Genomic DNA, 17,625 nt, shown 5'->3' with positions numbered 1-17,625 from the left:
CTTTCGGTACGCCCGTGCGCACGCGACACACCCGACCGCGGGGGTCAGGCGAGAAGCAGCAGAAGAAAGCCGGACGACAGAAAGAGACCTACGCGGTGCCCACCATTCAGCAGCTGGTCCGCAAGGGCCGCCAGGACAAGGTGTCCAAGAACAAGACGCCCGCCCTGAAGGGTTCCCCTCAGCGTCGCGGTGTGTGCACGCGCGTCTACACCACCACGCCGAAGAAGCCGAACTCGGCCCTTCGCAAGGTTGCGCGTGTCCGCCTGACCAGCGGCATCGAGGTCACCGCGTACATCCCCGGCGTCGGCCACAACCTGCAGGAGCACTCGATCGTGCTCGTCCGCGGCGGCCGGGTGAAGGACCTGCCGGGTGTCCGGTACAAGATCATCCGCGGCTCGCTCGACACGCAGGGTGTGAAGAACCGCAAGCAGGCCCGCAGCCGCTACGGCGCGAAGAAGGAGAAGAGCTAATGCCGCGCAAGGGTCCCGCCCCGAAGCGGCCGGTCATCATCGACCCGGTCTACAGTTCGCCGCTCGTCACCCAGTTGATCTCCAAGATCCTGGTCGACGGCAAGAAGCAGATCGCGCAGAGCATCGTCTACAGCGCGCTCGAGGGCACCCGGACGAAGACCGGCACCGACCCGGTCATCACGCTGAAGCGTGCGCTGGACAACGTGAAGCCGAGCATCGAGGTGAAGAGCCGCCGGGTCGGTGGCGCCACCTACCAGGTGCCGATCGAGGTCAAGCCGGGCCGGTCCACCACGCTCGCGCTGCGCTGGCTGACGACGTACTCCCGGGCCCGTCGCGAGAAGACGATGGCCGAGCGCCTGATGAACGAGATCCTGGACGCCTCCAACGGTCTGGGCGCCTCGGTCAAGCGCCGCGAGGACACGCACAAGATGGCCGAAGCCAACAAGGCTTTCGCCCACTACCGCTGGTGATCCGGGGTCCGCTCCGGACCCCACCGCTCACCCCTTTGACGCAGTACAGAATCGAGAGGTAGACCACCGAGGTGGCCGTACAAATCACCACCGACCTGGCCAAGGTCCGCAACATCGGGATCATGGCTCACATCGACGCCGGCAAGACGACGACGACCGAGCGGATCCTCTTCTACACCGGTATCACCTACAAGATCGGTGAGGTCCACGAGGGCGCCGCCACGATGGACTGGATGGAGCAGGAGCAGGAGCGCGGCATCACGATCACGTCCGCCGCGACGACCTGCACCTGGAAAGACCACACCATCAACATCATCGACACCCCGGGCCACGTCGACTTCACCGTCGAGGTGGAGCGCTCGCTGCGCGTGCTCGACGGCGCCGTCGCGGTGTTCGACGGTGTGGCCGGCGTGGAGCCGCAGTCCGAGACCGTCTGGCGGCAGGCCGACCGGTACGGCGTACCCCGGATCTGCTTCGTCAACAAGCTGGACCGGACCGGCGCGGAGTTCATGCGCTGCGTCGACATGATCAAGGACCGCCTCGCCGCGGTGCCGCTGGTCATGCAGCTGCCGATCGGTGCCGAGGCCGACTTCATCGGCGTCATCGACCTGGTCGGGATGCGCGCGCTGACCTGGCGCGGCGAGACCAAGATCGGTGAGGACTACACGGTCGAGGAGATCCCGGCCACCCACACCGAGCTCGCCGCCGAGTGGCGCGACAAGCTGATCGAGACGGTCGCCGAGGCCGACGACGAGGTCATGGAGCTGTACCTGGAGGGCGAGGAGCCGACCCAGGAGCAGCTGAAGGCCGCCATCCGGCGGGCCACCCTGGCCAGCAAGCTGACCCCGGTCCTGACCGGCACCGCGTTCAAGAACAAGGGCGTCCAGCCGCTGCTCGACGCGGTCAACGACTACCTGCCGAGCCCGATCGACGTCCCGGCCATCGAGGGCCACGACATCAAGGACACCGAGCAGGTCGTGCTGCGCAAGCCGGACGACAGCGAGCCGTTCTCGGCGCTGGCGTTCAAGATCGCCGCCGACCCGCACCTGGGCAAGCTGACCTTCATCCGGGTGTACTCGGGCAAGCTCGAGACCGGCACCCAGGTGCTGAACCCGACCAAGGGCCGCAAGGAGCGGATCGGCAAGATCTACCGGATGCACGCGAACAAGCGTGAGGAGATCGCGTCGATCGGCGCCGGCCACATCGTCGCCGTGATGGGCCTGAAGGACACCACCACCGGCGAGACCCTGGCCGACCCGGCGAACCCGGTCGTGCTGGAGTCGATGCAGTTCCCGGCCCCGGTCATCTCGGTCGCCATCGAGCCGAAGTCGAAGGCCGACCAGGAGAAGCTGGGCGTCGCGATCCAGCGGCTCGCCGAGGAGGACCCGACCTTCCAGGTCCGGACCGACGAGGACACCGGCCAGACGATCATCGCCGGCATGGGCGAGCTGCACCTCGAGGTGCTGGTCGACCGGATGAAGCGCGAGTTCCGGGTCGAGGCGAACGTCGGCAAGCCGCAGGTCGCCTACCGCGAGACCATCACCAAGAAGGTCGAGAAGGTCGACTACACGCACAAGAAGCAGACCGGTGGTTCGGGTCAGTTCGGTCGCGTGATCATCGACATCGAGCCGACCTCGGTGGAGGCCGGCGGCGAGGGTGGCTACGAGTTCGTCAACGCCGTCACCGGTGGCCGCATCCCGCGGGAGTACATCCCGTCGGTGGACGAGGGCTGCCAGGAGGCGATGGAGTTCGGCGTCCTGGCCGGCTACCCGATGGTGGACGTCAAGGTGACGCTGCAGGACGGCGCCTACCACGACGTCGACTCCTCCGAGCTCGCGTTCAAGATCGCCGGCTCGATGGCGTTCAAGGATGCCGCCCGCAAGGCCGGGCCGGTCATCCTGGAGCCGATGTTCGCGGTCGAGGTCACCACGCCCGAGGACTACATGGGCGACGTGATCGGCGACCTCAACTCCCGCCGTGGCCAGATCCAGTCGATGGACGAGGGCCCTGGTGGCAGCCGGGTCGTCAAGGCCCTGGTGCCGCTGTCGGAGATGTTCGGGTATGTCGGTGACCTGCGTTCCAAGACGCAGGGGCGCGCGTCCTACTCGATGCAGTTCGATTCCTACGCCGAGGTTCCGAAGAACGTGGCGGAAGAGATCATCAAGAAGGCCCGGGGCGAGTAGTCTCTCGCTCCTGACCACCACACCCCAAGCGCGTCGGCGTACGGCGTAGTCAACATTTATCTAGGAGGGCCCCAGTGGCGAAGGCGAAGTTCGAGCGGACTAAGCCGCACGTCAACATCGGCACCATCGGTCACATCGACCACGGTAAGACCACTCTTACCGCGGCGATCACCAAGGTGCTGCACGACAAGTACCCGGACCTCAACGAGGCGTCGGCCTTCGATCAGATCGACAAGGCGCCCGAAGAGCGTCAGCGCGGTATCACCATCTCCATCGCGCACGTCGAGTACCAGACCGAGGCCCGGCACTACGCCCACGTCGACTGCCCGGGTCACGCGGACTACATCAAGAACATGATCACCGGTGCGGCCCAGATGGACGGCGCGATCCTGGTCGTCGCCGCCACCGACGGCCCGATGCCGCAGACGCGTGAGCACGTGCTGCTCGCCCGTCAGGTCGGCGTGCCGGCGATGGTCGTCGCCCTGAACAAGTGCGACATGGTCGACGACGAGGAGATCCTGGAGCTCGTCGAGCTCGAGGTCCGCGAGCTGCTCTCGGAGCAGGAGTTCGACGGCGACAACGCGCCGATCGTCCGGGTCGCCGCTCACCCGGCGCTGCAGGGCGACGCCAAGTGGGGCGAGTCGATCCTCGAGCTGATGAACGCGGTCGACGAGTACATCCCGCAGCCGGAGCGCGAGATCGACAAGCCGTTCCTGATGCCGGTGGAGGACGTCTTCACCATCACCGGTCGCGGCACCGTCATCACCGGCCGGATCGAGCGCGGTGTCATCAAGGTCAACGAGACCGTCGACATCGTCGGCATCCGTCCGGAGAAGCAGACCACCACGGTCACCGGTATCGAGATGTTCCGCAAGCTGCTGGACGAGGGCCAGGCCGGTGAGAACGTCGGTCTGCTGCTTCGTGGCACCAAGCGCGAGGACGTCGAGCGCGGCATGGTCGTCATCAAGCCGGGCACCACGACCCCGCACACGAACTTCGAGGCCTCGGTCTACATCCTGTCCAAGGAGGAGGGCGGCCGGCACACGCCGTTCTTCCAGAACTACCGGCCCCAGTTCTACTTCCGCACCACGGACGTGACCGGTGTCGTGCAGCTCCCCGAGGGCACCGAGATGGTCATGCCGGGCGACAACACCGACATGTCGGTCGAGCTGATCCAGCCGATCGCCATGGAGGACGGTCTGAAGTTCGCGATCCGCGAGGGTGGCCGCACCGTCGGCGCCGGCCGGGTCACCAAGATCATCAAGTGATCCCACGAGGTCCGCGAGGGCTCGAACCTGAGCCCCCGCGGACCTCTGCTTTGCGCCCGATCCGGCGCTCAGGTGGGCCGGATCAGGCGTGAAGCCACCCGATTGGCGTTCCGGCGCCGATCTCTGGCACAATATTCAGGTTGCTCAGGCGAGGCCGCCGGGGCGCGCCCCCGATCATCAGTCGGGCTGGTGCGCCGGACCGGAGACCATGCCGAGGTTCCGGTCCGAGACCGGGCCCCGATCACCATTCCAGGTCGACGAAGCGGTGAGTCGCGCGCGTGCCGCGTCCGCGACACACCCGACCGCGGGGGTCGGAGCAACACAGACGTTGACGATAGAGAAGGACGAAGCGAAGCGATGGCGGGACAGAAGATCCGCATCCGGCTGAAGGCCTACGACCACGAGGTCATCGACAGCTCGGCGCGCAAGATTGTCGACACGGTGACGCGTACTGGTGCGAAGGTTGCTGGCCCGGTGCCGTTGCCGACGGAAAAGAACGTGTTCTGCGTCATCCGCTCGCCGCACAAGTACAAGGACAGCCGCGAGCACTTCGAGATGCGCACCCACAAGCGGCTCATCGACATCATCGACCCCACGCCGAAGACCGTCGACTCGCTGATGCGGCTCGACCTGCCGGCCGGTGTCGACATCGAGATCAAGCTCTGAGGGACGCGAACAACCAATGAGCAAGCAGAAGAACACGCGCGGTCTGCTGGGCACCAAGCTCGGCATGACCCAGACCTGGGACGAGAACAACCGCGTCGTCCCCGTCACCGTGATCCAGGCCGGCCCGTGCGTCGTCACCGAGGTCCGCACCTCGGACAGCCACGGGTACGACGGCGTCCAGATCGCCTTCGGCGACATCGACCCGCGCAAGGTGACCCAGCCGATGCGCGGTCACTTCGACAAGGCCGGCGTGACGCCGCGGCGCCACCTGCTGGAGCTGCGCACCGCCGACGCGAGCGAGTACACGCTGGGCCAGGAGATCAAGGCCGAGGCGTTCGCCGCGGGTGAGCTGGTCGACGTGTCCGCCACCAGCAAGGGCAAGGGCTTCGCCGGTGTGATGAAGCGGCACGGCTTCGGTGGTCTGCGGGCCACCCACGGTGTGCACAAGAAGCACCGCTCGCCGGGCTCCATCGGCGGCTGCGCCACCCCCGGCCGGGTCTTCAAGGGCCTGCGGATGGCCGGCCGGATGGGCAACGAGAAGGTCACCACGCAGAACGTGTCGGTCCACGCGATCGACGCCGACCGCGGCCTGATCCTGCTCAAGGGCGCGGTTCCCGGTCCGAAGGGCGGCCTCGTGCTGATCCGCAACGCCGCGAAGGGAGCAGCCAAGTGAGCCCCGCATCGAACACCGTCGACGTCGTCGTCGTGAAGGGCGACAAGGTCAGCAAGAAGGGTTCCGCCGAGCTTCCGGCCGAGCTGTTCGACGTCCAGGTCAACGTGCCGCTGATCCACCAGGTCGTGGTGGCCCAGCTGGCCGCGGCCCGTCAGGGCACGCACAAGACCAAGACCCGTGGTGAGGTCTCCGGTGGCGGCGCCAAGCCGTACCGGCAGAAGGGCACCGGTCGCGCCCGCCAGGGCTCGACCCGCGCGCCGCAGTTCACCGGCGGTGGCGTCGTCCACGGCCCGGTGCCGCGGGACTACAGCCAGCGGACCCCGAAGAAGATGATCGCCGCCGCGCTCCGCGGTGCGCTCTCGGACCGGGCCCGGGACGGCCGCGTGCACGTGGTCGAGCAGTTCGTGGACGGCGACAAGCCGTCGACGAAGTCCGCGCTGAAGGTACTGGCCGAGGTCACCGACCCGGGCAAGGCGCTGGTCGTGGTCGAGCGTGCCGACGAGCTCACCTGGCTGAGCCTGCGCAACGTGCAGCACGTGCACCTGATCGCCGCCGACCAGCTGAACGCGTACGACGTACTGGTCAGTGACGCGGTCGTGTTCACCAAGGGTGCGCTGGACGCGTTCGTCGCCGGCGCCCCGAAGGGCAAGTCCGTGAAGGCTGTCGCGACGTCGACCGAAGCCGAGGAGGTAGAAGCATGAGCCACGGAGTCAACAAGGACCCGCGGGACGTGCTGCTGCGGCCGGTCGTGAGCGAGAAGAGCTACGGCCTGCTGGACGAGCAGAAGTACACGTTCGAGGTCGACCGGAACGCCAACAAGACCGAGATCAAGCTCGCGGTCGAGAAGGTGTTCAAGGTCAAGGTCAGCGACGTGAACACCATCAACCGCAAGGGCAAGCGCCGCCGGACCCGGTCCGGCTGGGGCAAGCGCCCGGACACCAAGCGGGCGATCGTGACCCTGAAGGGTGACGACCGCATCGACATCTTCGGAGGCCAGTCGTAATGGGTATCCGCAAATACAAGCCGACGACGCCGGGCCGCCGCGGCTCGAGCGTGGCCGACTTCGTCGAGCTCACCCGTTCGACCCCGGAGAAGTCGCTGCTGCGTCCGCTCCCGAAGAAGGGCGGCCGGAACAGCTCCGGCAAGATCACCACCCGGCACCACGGTGGCGGCCACAAGCGGGCGTACCGGCTGATCGACTTCAAGCGGTACGACAAGGACGGCGTCCCGGCGAAGGTCGCGGAGATCGAGTACGACCCGAACCGCACCGCCCGGATCGCGCTGCTGCACTACGTCGACGGCGAGAAGCGCTACATCCTCGCCCCGGCCAACCTGAAGCAGGGCACGATCGTCGAGAACGGCCCGGCCGCCGACATCAAGGTGGGCAACAACCTGCCGCTGCGCAACATCCCGGTCGGTTCCACGGTGCACGCCGTCGAGCTGCGCCCGGGCGGCGGCGCCAAGATGGGCCGCTCGGCCGGTGCCAGCATCCAGCTGGTCGCGAAGGAAGGCCGGATGGCCACCCTGCGGATGCCGTCCGGCGAGGTCCGGATGGTCGACGTCCGCTGCCGCGCCACCCTCGGTGAGGTCGGCAACGGCGAGCAGTCGAACATCAACTGGGGCAAGGCCGGCCGGATGCGCTGGAAGGGTAAGCGCCCGACCGTCCGCGGTGTCGCGATGAACCCGGTCGACCACCCGCACGGTGGTGGTGAGGGCAAGACCTCGGGTGGTCGCCACCCGGTGTCCCCGTGGGGCAAGCCCGAGGGGCGTACCCGCACCCGTAAGGAAAGCGACCGCATGATCGTCCGGCGCCGCAAGGCCGGCAAGAAGCGCTGATAGGGAGCCGGCCAGATGCCACGCAGCCTGAAGAAGGGCCCGTTCGTCGACCACCACCTGATGAAGAAGGTGGAGGTGCAGAACGAGAAGGGCACCAAGAACGTCATCAAGACCTGGTCCCGCCGATCGATGATCGTGCCGGACATGATCGGTCACACGCTGGCGGTGCACGACGGCCGCAAGCACGTGCCCGTGTTCGTGACGGACGCGATGGTCGGGCACAAGCTCGGCGAGTTCGCGCCGACCCGGACGTTCAGGGGTCACGAGAAGGACGACCGGAAGTCACGGCGTCGCTGACCTGTGGTCAGTGACGAAGCGAAAGCAACCTACGGAGAGATTCGAACATCATGAGCGTTCAAGAGCGTAGGGCGGTCAGCGCCCGTCGCGAGAGCCTGCTGGGCGACGAGCCCGGGGCCTTCGCGGTCGCGCGCTTCGTCCGCGTGACGCCGATGAAGGCGCGCCGCGTGGGCGACCTGGTGCGCGGTCTGGGCGTCGACGACGCACTCGCCACTCTGAAGTTCGCCCCGCAGGCCGCTGCCGCGACCGTGTACAAGGTCGTCGACAGCGCCGCGGCGAACGCCGAGGGCACCGAGCACCTGAGCCGGGCCGACCTGGTGGTGACCAAGGTCCTGGTGGACGAGGGGCCGACGCTGAAGCGTCACCGCCCGCGTGCCCAGGGCCGGGCCACCCGGATCGACAAGCGGACCAGCCACATCACCGTCGTGGTCACGCCGCGGGTCGAGGAGGAGCCGGTCGAGAAGGCTCCCGCCAAGAAGTCCGCGAAGAAGTCCGCCACCAAGGCGGACACCGCGGCCAAGAAGGCCCCGGCCAAGAAGGCGGCGGCTGACAAGGCCACGGCTGACGGCGGGTCCGCCGACAAGCCGGCCAAGAAGGCGACCGCGAAGAAGTCGGCCGCCAAGAAGGCCACCGCTGAGAAGAAGGAGTCCTGACTGTGGGACAGAAGGTAAACCCGCACGGGTTCCGTCTCGGCATCAGCACCGACCACAAGAGCCGCTGGTACGCCGACAAGCTGTACAAGGACTACGTGGGCGAGGACGTCAAGATCCGCCGCCTGCTGAGCAAGGGCATGGAGCGCGCCGGCATCTCCCGCGTGGAGATCGAGCGCACCCGTGACCGGGTCCGGGTCGACATCCACACCGCCCGTCCGGGCATCGTCATCGGCCGCCGCGGCGCCGAGGCGGACCGGATCCGGGGCAGCCTGGAGGAGCTCACCGGCAAGCAGGTGCAGCTGAACATCCTCGAGGTGAAGAACTCCGAGGTCGACGCCCAGCTGGTCGCGCAGGGCGTGGCCGAGCAGCTGTCCGGCCGCGTGGCGTTCCGCCGCGCGATGCGCAAGGCGATGCAGACCACCATGCGTGGCGGCGCCCTGGGCATCCGGATCCAGTGCTCCGGCCGGCTCGGTGGCGCGGAGATGTCGCGGTCGGAGTTCTACCGCGAGGGCCGGGTGCCGCTGCACACGCTCCGCGCGGACATCGACTACGGCTTCTACGAGGCCCGGACGACCTTCGGCCGGATCGGCGTGAAGGTCTGGATCTACAAGGGTGACGTCGCCGGCTCCCGCGCCGAGCGCGAGGCGCAGGCCGCGGCCCGGGCCGCCACCCAGCAGCGCCGGCCGGCCCGTCGGGACGACCGCGGTGGCCGGGGCGGCGACCGTGGTGGCCGTGGCGACCGCGACCGCCGGGACGACCGTCGGGGTCAGCGCGACGAGGCCCCCCGGGCCGAGGCGCCGGCTGCCGACAAGCCCGCCGAGACGACCGGAACGGAGAGCTGACCGATGCTCATCCCCCGCAAGGTCAAGCACCGCAAGCAGCACCACCCGAAGCGCTCCGGCGCTGCCAAGGGCGGTACCACGCTGGCCTTCGGTGACTTCGGCATCCAGGCGCTGGAGAGCCACTACGTCACCAACCGGCAGATCGAGTCCGCGCGTATCGCGATGACCCGGCACATCAAGCGTGGCGGAAAGGTGTGGATCAACATCTACCCGGACCGCCCGCTGACCAAGAAGCCGGCCGAGACCCGGATGGGTTCCGGCAAGGGTTCGCCGGAGTGGTGGATCGCCAACGTCAAGGCCGGCCGCGTGATGTTCGAGCTGTCCGGTGTTCCGGAGGAGATCGCTCGCGAGGCCATGCGCCGCGCGATCCACAAGTTGCCGATGAAGTGCCGCTTCATCACCCGAGAGGCAGGTGAGAACTGATGGCTACCCTGACCGCCGCCGAGCTGCGGAACCTGGGCCGGGACGAGCTGCTGACGAAGCTCGGTGAAGCCAAGGAGGAGCTGTTCAACCTCCGGTTCCAGGCTGCCACGGGTCAGCTGGAGTCCCACGGCCGGCTGCGCGCCGTCCGCAAGGACATCGCCCGCATCTACACGGTGATGACCGAGCGCTCGCTGGGCATCACCGAGGAGGTCGACGCCCCGGTCGCGGCTGACGCCGAGGCCGAGGCCGGGTCGGACGAAGAGCCGGCGGACGACAGCGAGAAGGCCGGGAGCAAGGCATGACCGAGAACGTGAAGGACGAGACCGTGAACACGACCGAGGCGCGCGGCCGCCGGAAGACCCGTGAGGGCCTGGTGCTGAGCGACAAGATGGACAAGACCGTCGTGGTCGAGGTCGAGGACCGGGTGAAGCACGCCCTGTACGGCAAGGTCATCCGTCGCACCAGCAAGCTCAAGGCGCACGACGAGCAGAACGCCGCCGGTATCGGCGACCGCGTCCTCCTGATGGAGACCCGGCCGCTGTCGGCGACCAAGCGCTGGCGCGTCGTGGAGATCCTCGAGAAGGCCAAGTAGTTACCGGTCCCGACCGGCAACCAATCGAAATCATTCGTTCCGCAAGGCTCACGGACGTGAGAACCAGCGAGACAACCAGGAGATCAACAGATGATCCAGCAGGAGTCGCGACTGAAGGTCGCCGACAACACGGGTGCCAAGGAGATCTTGTGCATCCGCGTGCTCGGCGGCTCCGGTCGGCGGTACGCCGGTGTCGGTGACACGATCGTCGCCACCGTCAAGGACGCGATCCCGGGCGGTGGTGTGAAGAAGGGTGACGTCGTCAAGGCGGTCGTCGTGCGGACCGTGAAGGAGCGCCGGCGTCCGGACGGCTCCTACATCCGGTTCGACGAGAACGCCGCGGTGATCCTGAAGGCCGACGGCGAGCCGCGCGGCACCCGCATCTTCGGGCCGGTCGGCCGGGAGCTGCGCGAGAAGCGCTTCATGAAGATCATCTCGCTCGCCCCGGAGGTGCTCTGAGATGGCCCAGAACAAGAAGCTGCACGTGAAGAAGGGTGATCTCGTTCGCGTGATCGCCGGCAAGTCCAAGGGCCTCGAGGGCAAGATCATCCAGGTCTTCCCGAACGACGAGAAGGTCATCGTCGAGGGCGTGAACCGGGTGAAGAAGCACACCAAGGTGCAGCAGGCCCAGCGCGGCGGCACCACCGGCGGCATCGTCACCCAGGAAGCCCCGATCCACGTGTCGAACGTGGCGCTTCTGGTCGAGGTCGAGAAGGACGGCAAGAAGCAGAAGGTGACCACCCGCGTCGGTTACAACCGCGTCGAGGTGCAGAAGCGGCGCCCCGACGGCTCGACGTACACCGGTTACCGGAGCGTCCGGATCGCGCGGCGTACCGGCGAGGAGATCTGATGACTGCAACGGCTACCGAGAACACGAAGGTTCAGCCGCGGCTGAAGACGAAGTACCGCGACGAGGTCGTCGGCAAGCTGCAGGAGCAGTTCCAGTTCGAGAACGTCATGCAGGTGCCCGGCCTCACCAAGATCGTGGTGAACATGGGCGTCGGCGAGGCGGCCCGCGACTCGAAGCTGATCGACGGTGCGGTGAAGGACCTGGCCGCGATCACCGGTCAGAAGCCGCAGGTCACCAAGGCGCGCAAGTCGATCGCGCAGTTCAAGCTGCGTGAGGGCATGCCGATCGGTGCGCACGTGACGCTGCGCGGCGACCGGATGTGGGAGTTCCTGGACCGGCTGCTGGCGCTCGCGCTGCCGCGGATCCGCGACTTCCGTGGGCTGTCGGCGAAGCAGTTCGACGGCACCGGGAACTACACCTTCGGCCTGACCGAGCAGGTGATGTTCCACGAGATCAACCAGGACCGGATCGACCGGGTCCGGGGCATGGACATCACCGTGGTGACCACCGCGAAGAACGACGACGAGGGCCGGGCCCTGCTGCGGGCGCTCGGCTTCCCGTTCAAGGAGAACTGACGTGGCGAAGACAGCACTCAAGGTCAAGCAGGCCCGGAAGCCGAAGTTCGCGGTGCGCGGTTACACCCGCTGCCAGCGCTGCGGCCGGCCGAAGGCGGTCTTCCGCAAGTTCGGCCTGTGCCGGATCTGCCTGCGGGAGATGGCGCACCGGGGCGAGCTGCCCGGCGTGACCAAGTCCAGCTGGTGACCGTCCGCACCTCCGATCTTTTCTCCATTCACCATCTAGTCACCGTAGGTCGCCGGCCGGCGAAACCACGGCGGGAAAGAGGCCCCAGGCCATGACGATGACCGACCCGATCGCAGACATGCTGACGCGTCTGCGCAACGCCAACCAGGCGTACCACGAGTCGACCTCGATGCCGTACAGCAAGATCAAGCAGGGCATCGCCGACATCCTCCAGCAGGAGGGCTACATCTCCTCCTACACGGTGGAGGAGCCCAAGGAGGGCGCCGTCGGCAAGACCCTGGTCGTCGACCTCAAGTTCGGCCCCAGCCGGGAGCGCTCCATCGCGGGCGTCCGCCGGATCAGCAAGCCGGGTCTGCGGGTCTACGCGAAGTCGACCAACCTGCCCAAGGTCCTCGGTGGCCTGGGCGTCGCGATCATCTCGACGTCCCAGGGACTGCTGACCGACAAGCAGGCCAAGAACAAGGGCGTCGGCGGGGAAGTCCTCGCCTACGTCTGGTGACGAAGAACCGGAAGGAGGACCACTCTCATGTCTCGCATCGGTAAGCTCCCGGTCACGGTCCCGTCCGGCGTCGACGTCACGATCGACGGCCAGACGGTCACCGTGAAGGGTCCGAAGGGTCAGCTGTCGCACGTCGTCGCTGAGCCCATCGCGGTCAACCGGGAGGACGACGGCGCGATCGCCGTCACCCGCCCGGACGACCAGCGCAAGAGCAAGGAACTGCACGGCCTGTCCCGCACCCTGATCGCCAACCTGGTGACGGGTGTGACGGACGGCTACGAGAAGAAGCTCGAGATCGTCGGCGTCGGGTACCGCGTCCTGTCCAAGGGCCCGGGCACGCTGGAGTTCTCGCTCGGCTACAGCCACACCATCACGGTGGAGGCGCCGGACGGCATCACCTTCGCGGTGGAGTCGCCGACCAAGTTCTCGGTGCAGGGTATCGACAAGCAGTCCGTCGGCGAGGTTGCCGCCAACATCCGCAAGCTGCGCAAGCCCGAGCCGTACAAGGGCAAGGGTGTGCGGTACGCCGGCGAGCAGGTGCGCCGCAAGGTCGGAAAGGCTGGTAAGTAACCATGGCGATCGGACTGCGTCCGCACAAGCACTCCGCCAAGAAGACGGCGTCGCGGCTGCGTCGCCAGATCCGGGTCCGGAAGAAGATCAACGGCACGGCCGACCGGCCGCGGCTGGTGGTCACCAAGTCCTCGAAGCACCTGTTCGTGCAGGTCATCGACGACGTGGCCGGCAAGACGCTGGCGTCCGCCTCCACCATGGAGGCCGACCTGCGCGGCGCGGAGGCGAACAAGACGGACAAGGCCAAGACCGTCGGCGGCCTGATCGCCGACCGGGCGAAGGCCGCCGGCATCGACTCGGTCGTCTTCGACCGGGCCGGGAACAAGTACCACGGCCGTATCGCGGCCCTGGCCGACGCCGCCCGCGAGGGCGGGCTCGGCTTCTGACAGGCGATCAAAGGAAGAGGTAGTTCGACATGAGCGGAGGCCAGCAGCGTCGCGGAGGCGGCGCCGGTGGTGAGCGCCGTGGCCGCGACGGTGGTCGTGGTCAGCAGGCGGACAAGACCGCCTACATCGAGCGCGTGGTAGCCATCAACCGGGTCGCCAAGGTCGTGAAGGGTGGTCGGCGCTTCAGCTTCACCGCCCTCGTGGTCGTCGGCGACGGGGAAGGCACCGTCGGTGTGGGTTACGGCAAGGCCAAGGAGGTGCCCGCGGCGATCGCCAAGGGTGTCGAGGAGGCCAAGAAGGCGTTCTTCAAGGTGCCGCGCATCCAGGGCACCATCCCGCACCCGGTCCAGGGCGAGAAGGCCGCCGGCGTGGTGCTGCTGCGTCCGGCCGCGCCCGGTACCGGTGTGATCGCGGGTGGCTCGGCGCGTGCGGTGCTGGAGTGCGCCGGCATTCACGACGTCCTCAGCAAGTCGCTGGGTTCGGCCAACGCCATCAACGTGGTGCACGCCACGGTCGAGGCGTTGCGGAACCTGGAGACCCCGGAGGCCGTGGCCGCGCGCCGTGGCCTGCCGGTCGAAGACGTCGCGCCGGCCGCGCTGCTGAAGGCGCGGGCGGAGGTGGCTTCCTGATGGCACGCCTGAAGGTGACCCAGGTCCGTTCCGGTATCGGTGGCAAGCAGAACCAGCGCGACACGCTGCGCACCCTGGGCGTCAAGCGGATCGGCGACAGCGCCGTCCACGAGGACAAGCCCGAGGTCCGCGGCATGGTCCGGACGGTTCGCCACCTCATCACCGTCGAGGAGGTCGACTGACATGGCGCTCAAGGTTCACCACCTGCGCCCGGCGCCCGGCGCCAAGACCGCCAAGACCCGCGTGGGTCGTGGTGAGGGCAGCAAGGGCAAGACCGCCGGTCGCGGCACCAAGGGCAGCAAGGCCCGCAACAACATCCCCGAGTACTTCGAGGGTGGCCAGATGCCGCTGCACATGCGGCTCCCGAAGCTGAAGGGCTTCAAGAGCAGGAACCGGGTGGAGTTCCAGGTCGTTAACCTGGACAAGCTCGGACAACTGTTCCCCGAAGGCGGTGAGGTCGGCGTGGCCGACCTGGTCGCCAAGGGCGCGGTCCGCAGCGGTCAGCCGGTGAAGGTGCTGGGTGACGGCGAGCTGACCGTGGCACTGCAGGTTTCGGTGCACAAGTTCTCCAAGTCCGCCCAGGAGAAGATCCAGGCGGCCGGGGGGACCACCACCGAGGTGTGATGTGTCCAGGGCTCGTGCGAGCCGGCGCTTGATATCGTGCGCTGGAGTTCGGACGAGCCCTGGTTCGTCTCTTGCCAAGCTGCTTTGCTAGGCCCCTGCCCTGACCGGGCAGAGGAAACATGTGGGAGGACAGGGTGTTAGGCGCCTTTGCCAACGCGTTCAAGACTCCGGACCTGCGCCGGAAGCTCTTGTTCGTGCTCTTCATCATCGTGATCTTCCGGATCGGTTCGGTCGTTCCGGCTCCGGGCGTCAACGTCAACTCGCTGGACGTCTGTCTCAAGCAGGCCCAGGGCGGCGCCAACGCGAACCTGTACAACCTGATCAACCTGTTCTCCGGCGGCGCGCTGCTGCAGCTCGCGATCTTCGCGCTCGGCATCATGCCGTACATCACCGCCAGCATCATCCTGCAGCTGCTCACCGTGGTGATCCCGCGGCTGGAGTCGCTGAAGAAGGAAGGCCAGGCGGGACAGGCCAAGATCACCCAGTACACCCGGTTCCTCACCGTCGGGCTGGCGATCCTGCAGGCGACCGCGTTCGTCGCGCTGGCGCGCACCCCCGGCCGCCTGTTCCAGGGCTGCCAGGAGCCGCTGCTGCACGACGACAGCTGGTTCCCGGTGGTCGTGATGGTGCTGACCATGACGGCCGGCACCGGTGTGGTCATGTGGCTCGGCGAGCTGATCACCGACCGTGGCGTCGGTAACGGTATGTCGATCCTGATCTTCACCCAGATCGTCGCCACCTTCCCCTCGCAGCTGTGGAGCATCCGCAAGGAGAAGGGCCTCGGCATCTTCATCGTCGTGCTCGCGGTCGGTCTGGTGATCATGGCCGCGGTCATCTTCATCGAGCAGGCGCAGCGCCGGATCCCGGTGCAGTACGCCAAGCGCATGGTCGGCCGCAAGATGTTCGGCGGCACGTCGACGTACATCCCGCTGAAGGTGAACCAGGCCGGGGTCATCCCGGTCATCTTCGCCTCCAGCCTGATCTACCTGCCGGTGCTGGTCAGCCAGTTCCAGCAGGAGAAGCCCTGGGCCCAGTGGATCCAGGCGAACTTGGTCACCGGCGACCACCCCGTGTACATGATTTCCTACGTCGCCCTGATCATCTTCTTCACGTACTTCTACGTCTCGATCACCTTCAACCCGAAGGAAGTCGCGGACAACATGAAGAAGTACGGCGGCTTCATCCCGGGCATCCGGGCGGGCCGGCCGACGGAGGAGTACCTGGGCTACGTGCTGTCCCGCATCACGCTGCCCGGCGCGCTCTACCTCGCGGTGATCTCGATGATCCCGCTGGTCGCGCTGGTGCTCCTGAACGCGAACCAGAACTTCCCGTTCGGCGGTACGTCGATCCTGATCATGGTCGGCGTGGGTCTGGACACCGTGAAGCAGATCGAGTCTCAGTTGCAGCAGCGTAACTACGAAGGGTTTTTGCGCTGATGAGAATGTTGCTGATGGGTCCGCCCGGGGCGGGCAAGGGCACGCAGGCAAAGGTGCTTGCGGAACGCCTGAATATCCCGGCCGTGTCCACCGGCGACATCTTCCGTGCGAACGTCAAGGACGAGACGCCGCTCGGGCTCGAGGCGAAGCGCTACATGGATGCCGGTGACTACGTCCCGGACGAGGTCACCAACGCGATGGTCCGTGACCGGCTGTCCGAGGCGGACGCCGGCGACGGCTTCCTGCTGGACGGCTACCCGCGGACGCTGGCCCAGGTCGGCACGCTGGACGACATCCTGGCCGAGCACGGCCACAAGCTGGACGCGGTGGTGGCGCTGATCGCCGACACCGAGGTGCTGGTGGAGCGGATGACCAAGCGGGCCCGGACCGAGGGCCGGTCGGACGACTCCGAGGAGGTCATCCGGCACCGGCAGGACGTCTACACCGCCGAGACCAAGCCGCTGCTGCGGGTGTACGCCCAGCGCGGCGTGCTGGTCGAGGTCGACGGTGTCGGCGAGATCGACGAGGTGAGCGAGCGCGTGCTCGCCGCCCTCAAGACCGTCACCGAGTAGCTGAGGTCCGGTGATGTTCAGGGACCGCGGGATCGAGATCAAGACCCGTGAGCAGATCCTCTCCATGCGTGCGGCCGGCCTGGTCGTCGGCCGCACGCTGGAGCTGCTCCGCGGCGAGGTCCGCGCCGGGATCACCACCCGGGAGCTGGACGCGATCGCCGAGGACCACATCCGGTCCGCCGGCGCGACGCCGTCGTTCAAGGGCTACCACGGCTTCACCGGCTCGATCTGCGCGTCGGTGAACGACGAGATCGTGCACGGCATCCCCGGTGACCGGGTGCTGGCCGACGGCGACCTGATCTCGATCGACTGCGGTGCGATCGTGGACGGCTGGCACGGCGACGCCGCGATCACGGTCCCGGTCGGCGAGGTCGCCCCGGAGCTGCTCGAGCTGGCCCGGATCTGCGCGGAGTCGATGTGGCGCGGGTTCGCCGCGGCCCGGCTCGGCGGCCGGCTGACCGACATCTCGGCCGCGATCGAGGAGCACGTGCGCGGCAACTCGTCGTACGGGATCGTCGAGGACTTCGTCGGGCACGGGATCGGGTCGGCGATGCACCAGCCGCCGAACGTGCCGAACTTCGGCCGCCCGGGTCGCGGCCCGAAGCTGGTCGAGGGGATGGCGCTCGCGGTCGAGCCGATGCTCACGCTCGGCCGGCAGGACAACCACACGCTCGAGGACGACTGGACGGTCGTCACCGATGACGGCCTGGCCGCCGCGCACACCGAGCACACCTTCACCCTGACCCCGGAAGGCCCGTGGGTGCTGACCGCGCTCGACGGCGGTGAGGCCAAGCTGGCCGAGCTCGGGGTGAAGGTCGGCGCGCTCGCCGACTGAGCCGTCACGGTACGGCGAGGTCCGCTGACCCGGCGTAGCGGTGGACGACGTGCGTCCACCCGTCGGGGGACGCCGTAAACCTGCCGCTG

At 67.6% G+C, this 17,625-nt stretch carries 27 protein-coding genes and 1 pseudogene; all 28 read left to right on the top strand.

Annotation, left to right across the window (positions count from 1 at the left end; translation table 11 throughout):
- The first annotated feature begins 95 nt into the window (after nt 1-95).
- The 28 genes and pseudogenes from rpsL to map all read left to right on the top strand — a co-directional run bounded on the left by rpsL (nt 96) and on the right by map (nt 17,536).
- The gene (rpsL, locus tag ACQPYZ_RS31390) at nt 96-470 is read left to right on the top strand and encodes a 30S ribosomal protein S12 (RefSeq protein WP_012923692.1); all 375 of its coding nucleotides are present in this window, start codon (nt 96-98) and stop codon (nt 468-470) included.
- Nucleotides 470-940 carry a 30S ribosomal protein S7 gene (gene rpsG, locus ACQPYZ_RS31385; protein ID WP_360527719.1) on the top strand — a complete coding sequence of 157 codons (471 nt, stop codon included), beginning with the start codon at nt 470-472 and terminating at the stop codon, nt 938-940. The genes rpsL and rpsG overlap by 1 nt, the downstream gene beginning before the upstream one ends.
- Before the next feature lie 71 nt (nt 941-1,011).
- Nucleotides 1,012-3,123, top strand: a complete 2,112-nt coding sequence (gene fusA / locus ACQPYZ_RS31380) for an elongation factor G (protein WP_433162439.1) — start codon at nt 1,012-1,014, stop codon at nt 3,121-3,123.
- A gap of 74 nt (nt 3,124-3,197) precedes the next feature.
- Complete coding sequence (tuf, locus tag ACQPYZ_RS31375) at nt 3,198-4,391, top strand: elongation factor Tu (protein WP_132318709.1); 1,194 nt, start codon at nt 3,198-3,200, stop codon at nt 4,389-4,391.
- Nucleotides 4,392-4,748: 357 nt separating this feature from the next.
- Nucleotides 4,749-5,057 (top strand): 30S ribosomal protein S10, encoded by a 309-nt coding sequence (gene rpsJ, locus ACQPYZ_RS31370; RefSeq protein ID WP_012923688.1) that lies wholly within the window; start codon nt 4,749-4,751, stop codon nt 5,055-5,057.
- Nucleotides 5,058-5,073: 16 nt separating this feature from the next.
- Entirely contained in the window at nt 5,074-5,730 is a 657-nt protein-coding gene (gene rplC / locus ACQPYZ_RS31365; protein ID WP_433162437.1) for a 50S ribosomal protein L3, read from the top strand.
- Nucleotides 5,727-6,431 carry a 50S ribosomal protein L4 gene (gene rplD, locus ACQPYZ_RS31360; protein ID WP_433162435.1) on the top strand — a complete coding sequence of 235 codons (705 nt, stop codon included), beginning with the start codon at nt 5,727-5,729 and terminating at the stop codon, nt 6,429-6,431. Before rplC ends, rplD begins: the two co-directional genes overlap by 4 nt.
- Nucleotides 6,428-6,733 (top strand): 50S ribosomal protein L23, encoded by a 306-nt coding sequence (gene rplW, locus ACQPYZ_RS31355; RefSeq protein WP_433162433.1) that lies wholly within the window; start codon nt 6,428-6,430, stop codon nt 6,731-6,733. The genes rplD and rplW overlap by 4 nt, the downstream gene beginning before the upstream one ends.
- On the top strand, nt 6,733-7,566 hold the full coding sequence (gene rplB, locus ACQPYZ_RS31350; protein ID WP_433162431.1) for a 50S ribosomal protein L2: 834 nt from the start codon (nt 6,733-6,735) through the stop codon (nt 7,564-7,566). The genes rplW and rplB overlap by 1 nt, the downstream gene beginning before the upstream one ends.
- A gap of 15 nt (nt 7,567-7,581) precedes the next feature.
- Nucleotides 7,582-7,863 (top strand): 30S ribosomal protein S19, encoded by a 282-nt coding sequence (rpsS, locus tag ACQPYZ_RS31345; protein WP_131512848.1) that lies wholly within the window; start codon nt 7,582-7,584, stop codon nt 7,861-7,863.
- A gap of 50 nt (nt 7,864-7,913) precedes the next feature.
- Nucleotides 7,914-8,375 (top strand): annotated as a pseudogene (gene rplV, locus ACQPYZ_RS31340) (50S ribosomal protein L22); the annotation flags it as partial.
- A 143-nt stretch (nt 8,376-8,518) separates the two neighbouring features.
- On the top strand, nt 8,519-9,358 hold the full coding sequence (gene rpsC, locus ACQPYZ_RS31335; protein ID WP_433162428.1) for a 30S ribosomal protein S3: 840 nt from the start codon (nt 8,519-8,521) through the stop codon (nt 9,356-9,358).
- Between the two features lie 3 nt (nt 9,359-9,361).
- Complete coding sequence (rplP, locus tag ACQPYZ_RS31330; RefSeq protein ID WP_132147608.1) at nt 9,362-9,781, top strand: 50S ribosomal protein L16; 420 nt, start codon at nt 9,362-9,364, stop codon at nt 9,779-9,781.
- The gene (rpmC, locus tag ACQPYZ_RS31325; protein WP_433162426.1) at nt 9,781-10,083 is read left to right on the top strand and encodes a 50S ribosomal protein L29; all 303 of its coding nucleotides are present in this window, start codon (nt 9,781-9,783) and stop codon (nt 10,081-10,083) included. Before rplP ends, rpmC begins: the two co-directional genes overlap by 1 nt.
- A complete protein-coding gene (gene rpsQ / locus ACQPYZ_RS31320; RefSeq protein ID WP_433162424.1) occupies nt 10,080-10,373 on the top strand; it encodes a 30S ribosomal protein S17 in 294 nt (97 codons plus the stop codon). Before rpmC ends, rpsQ begins: the two co-directional genes overlap by 4 nt.
- A gap of 90 nt (nt 10,374-10,463) precedes the next feature.
- Nucleotides 10,464-10,832 carry a 50S ribosomal protein L14 gene (gene rplN / locus ACQPYZ_RS31315; protein ID WP_012923677.1) on the top strand — a complete coding sequence of 123 codons (369 nt, stop codon included), beginning with the start codon at nt 10,464-10,466 and terminating at the stop codon, nt 10,830-10,832.
- Nucleotide 10,833: 1 nt separating this feature from the next.
- Entirely contained in the window at nt 10,834-11,223 is a 390-nt protein-coding gene (gene rplX, locus ACQPYZ_RS31310; protein WP_433162422.1) for a 50S ribosomal protein L24, read from the top strand.
- A complete protein-coding gene (rplE, locus tag ACQPYZ_RS31305; protein WP_433162419.1) occupies nt 11,223-11,798 on the top strand; it encodes a 50S ribosomal protein L5 in 576 nt (191 codons plus the stop codon). The genes rplX and rplE overlap by 1 nt, the downstream gene beginning before the upstream one ends.
- A gap of 1 nt (nt 11,799) precedes the next feature.
- Entirely contained in the window at nt 11,800-11,985 is a 186-nt protein-coding gene (locus tag ACQPYZ_RS31300) for a type Z 30S ribosomal protein S14 (RefSeq protein WP_012923674.1), read from the top strand.
- A gap of 91 nt (nt 11,986-12,076) precedes the next feature.
- Nucleotides 12,077-12,484, top strand: a complete 408-nt coding sequence (gene rpsH / locus ACQPYZ_RS31295) for a 30S ribosomal protein S8 (protein ID WP_433162417.1) — start codon at nt 12,077-12,079, stop codon at nt 12,482-12,484.
- A 27-nt stretch (nt 12,485-12,511) separates the two neighbouring features.
- The gene (gene rplF, locus ACQPYZ_RS31290; RefSeq protein ID WP_433162415.1) at nt 12,512-13,054 is read left to right on the top strand and encodes a 50S ribosomal protein L6; all 543 of its coding nucleotides are present in this window, start codon (nt 12,512-12,514) and stop codon (nt 13,052-13,054) included.
- Between the two features lie 2 nt (nt 13,055-13,056).
- On the top strand, nt 13,057-13,440 hold the full coding sequence (rplR, locus tag ACQPYZ_RS31285) for a 50S ribosomal protein L18 (protein WP_132147629.1): 384 nt from the start codon (nt 13,057-13,059) through the stop codon (nt 13,438-13,440).
- A 29-nt stretch (nt 13,441-13,469) separates the two neighbouring features.
- The gene (gene rpsE, locus ACQPYZ_RS31280) at nt 13,470-14,069 is read left to right on the top strand and encodes a 30S ribosomal protein S5 (RefSeq protein WP_350280938.1); all 600 of its coding nucleotides are present in this window, start codon (nt 13,470-13,472) and stop codon (nt 14,067-14,069) included.
- Nucleotides 14,069-14,251, top strand: a complete 183-nt coding sequence (gene rpmD / locus ACQPYZ_RS31275) for a 50S ribosomal protein L30 (RefSeq protein WP_167205893.1) — start codon at nt 14,069-14,071, stop codon at nt 14,249-14,251. Before rpsE ends, rpmD begins: the two co-directional genes overlap by 1 nt.
- 1 nt (nt 14,252) lies before the next feature.
- Nucleotides 14,253-14,693, top strand: a complete 441-nt coding sequence (rplO, locus tag ACQPYZ_RS31270; RefSeq protein ID WP_132318733.1) for a 50S ribosomal protein L15 — start codon at nt 14,253-14,255, stop codon at nt 14,691-14,693.
- Nucleotides 14,694-14,827: 134 nt separating this feature from the next.
- On the top strand, nt 14,828-16,129 hold the full coding sequence (gene secY, locus ACQPYZ_RS31265) for a preprotein translocase subunit SecY (RefSeq protein ID WP_433162412.1): 1,302 nt from the start codon (nt 14,828-14,830) through the stop codon (nt 16,127-16,129).
- Complete coding sequence (locus ACQPYZ_RS31260; RefSeq protein ID WP_433162410.1) at nt 16,129-16,701, top strand: adenylate kinase; 573 nt, start codon at nt 16,129-16,131, stop codon at nt 16,699-16,701. Before secY ends, ACQPYZ_RS31260 begins: the two co-directional genes overlap by 1 nt.
- Nucleotides 16,702-16,714: 13 nt before the next feature.
- Complete coding sequence (gene map / locus ACQPYZ_RS31255) at nt 16,715-17,536, top strand: type I methionyl aminopeptidase (protein ID WP_433162408.1); 822 nt, start codon at nt 16,715-16,717, stop codon at nt 17,534-17,536.
- Nucleotides 17,537-17,625: the final 89 nt, after the last annotated feature.

Source organism: Kribbella sp. CA-247076, assembly GCF_050942445.1.
Classification (GTDB): domain Bacteria; phylum Actinomycetota; class Actinomycetes; order Propionibacteriales; family Kribbellaceae; genus Kribbella.
This window is presented reverse-complemented; position numbering and strand designations above follow the sequence as displayed.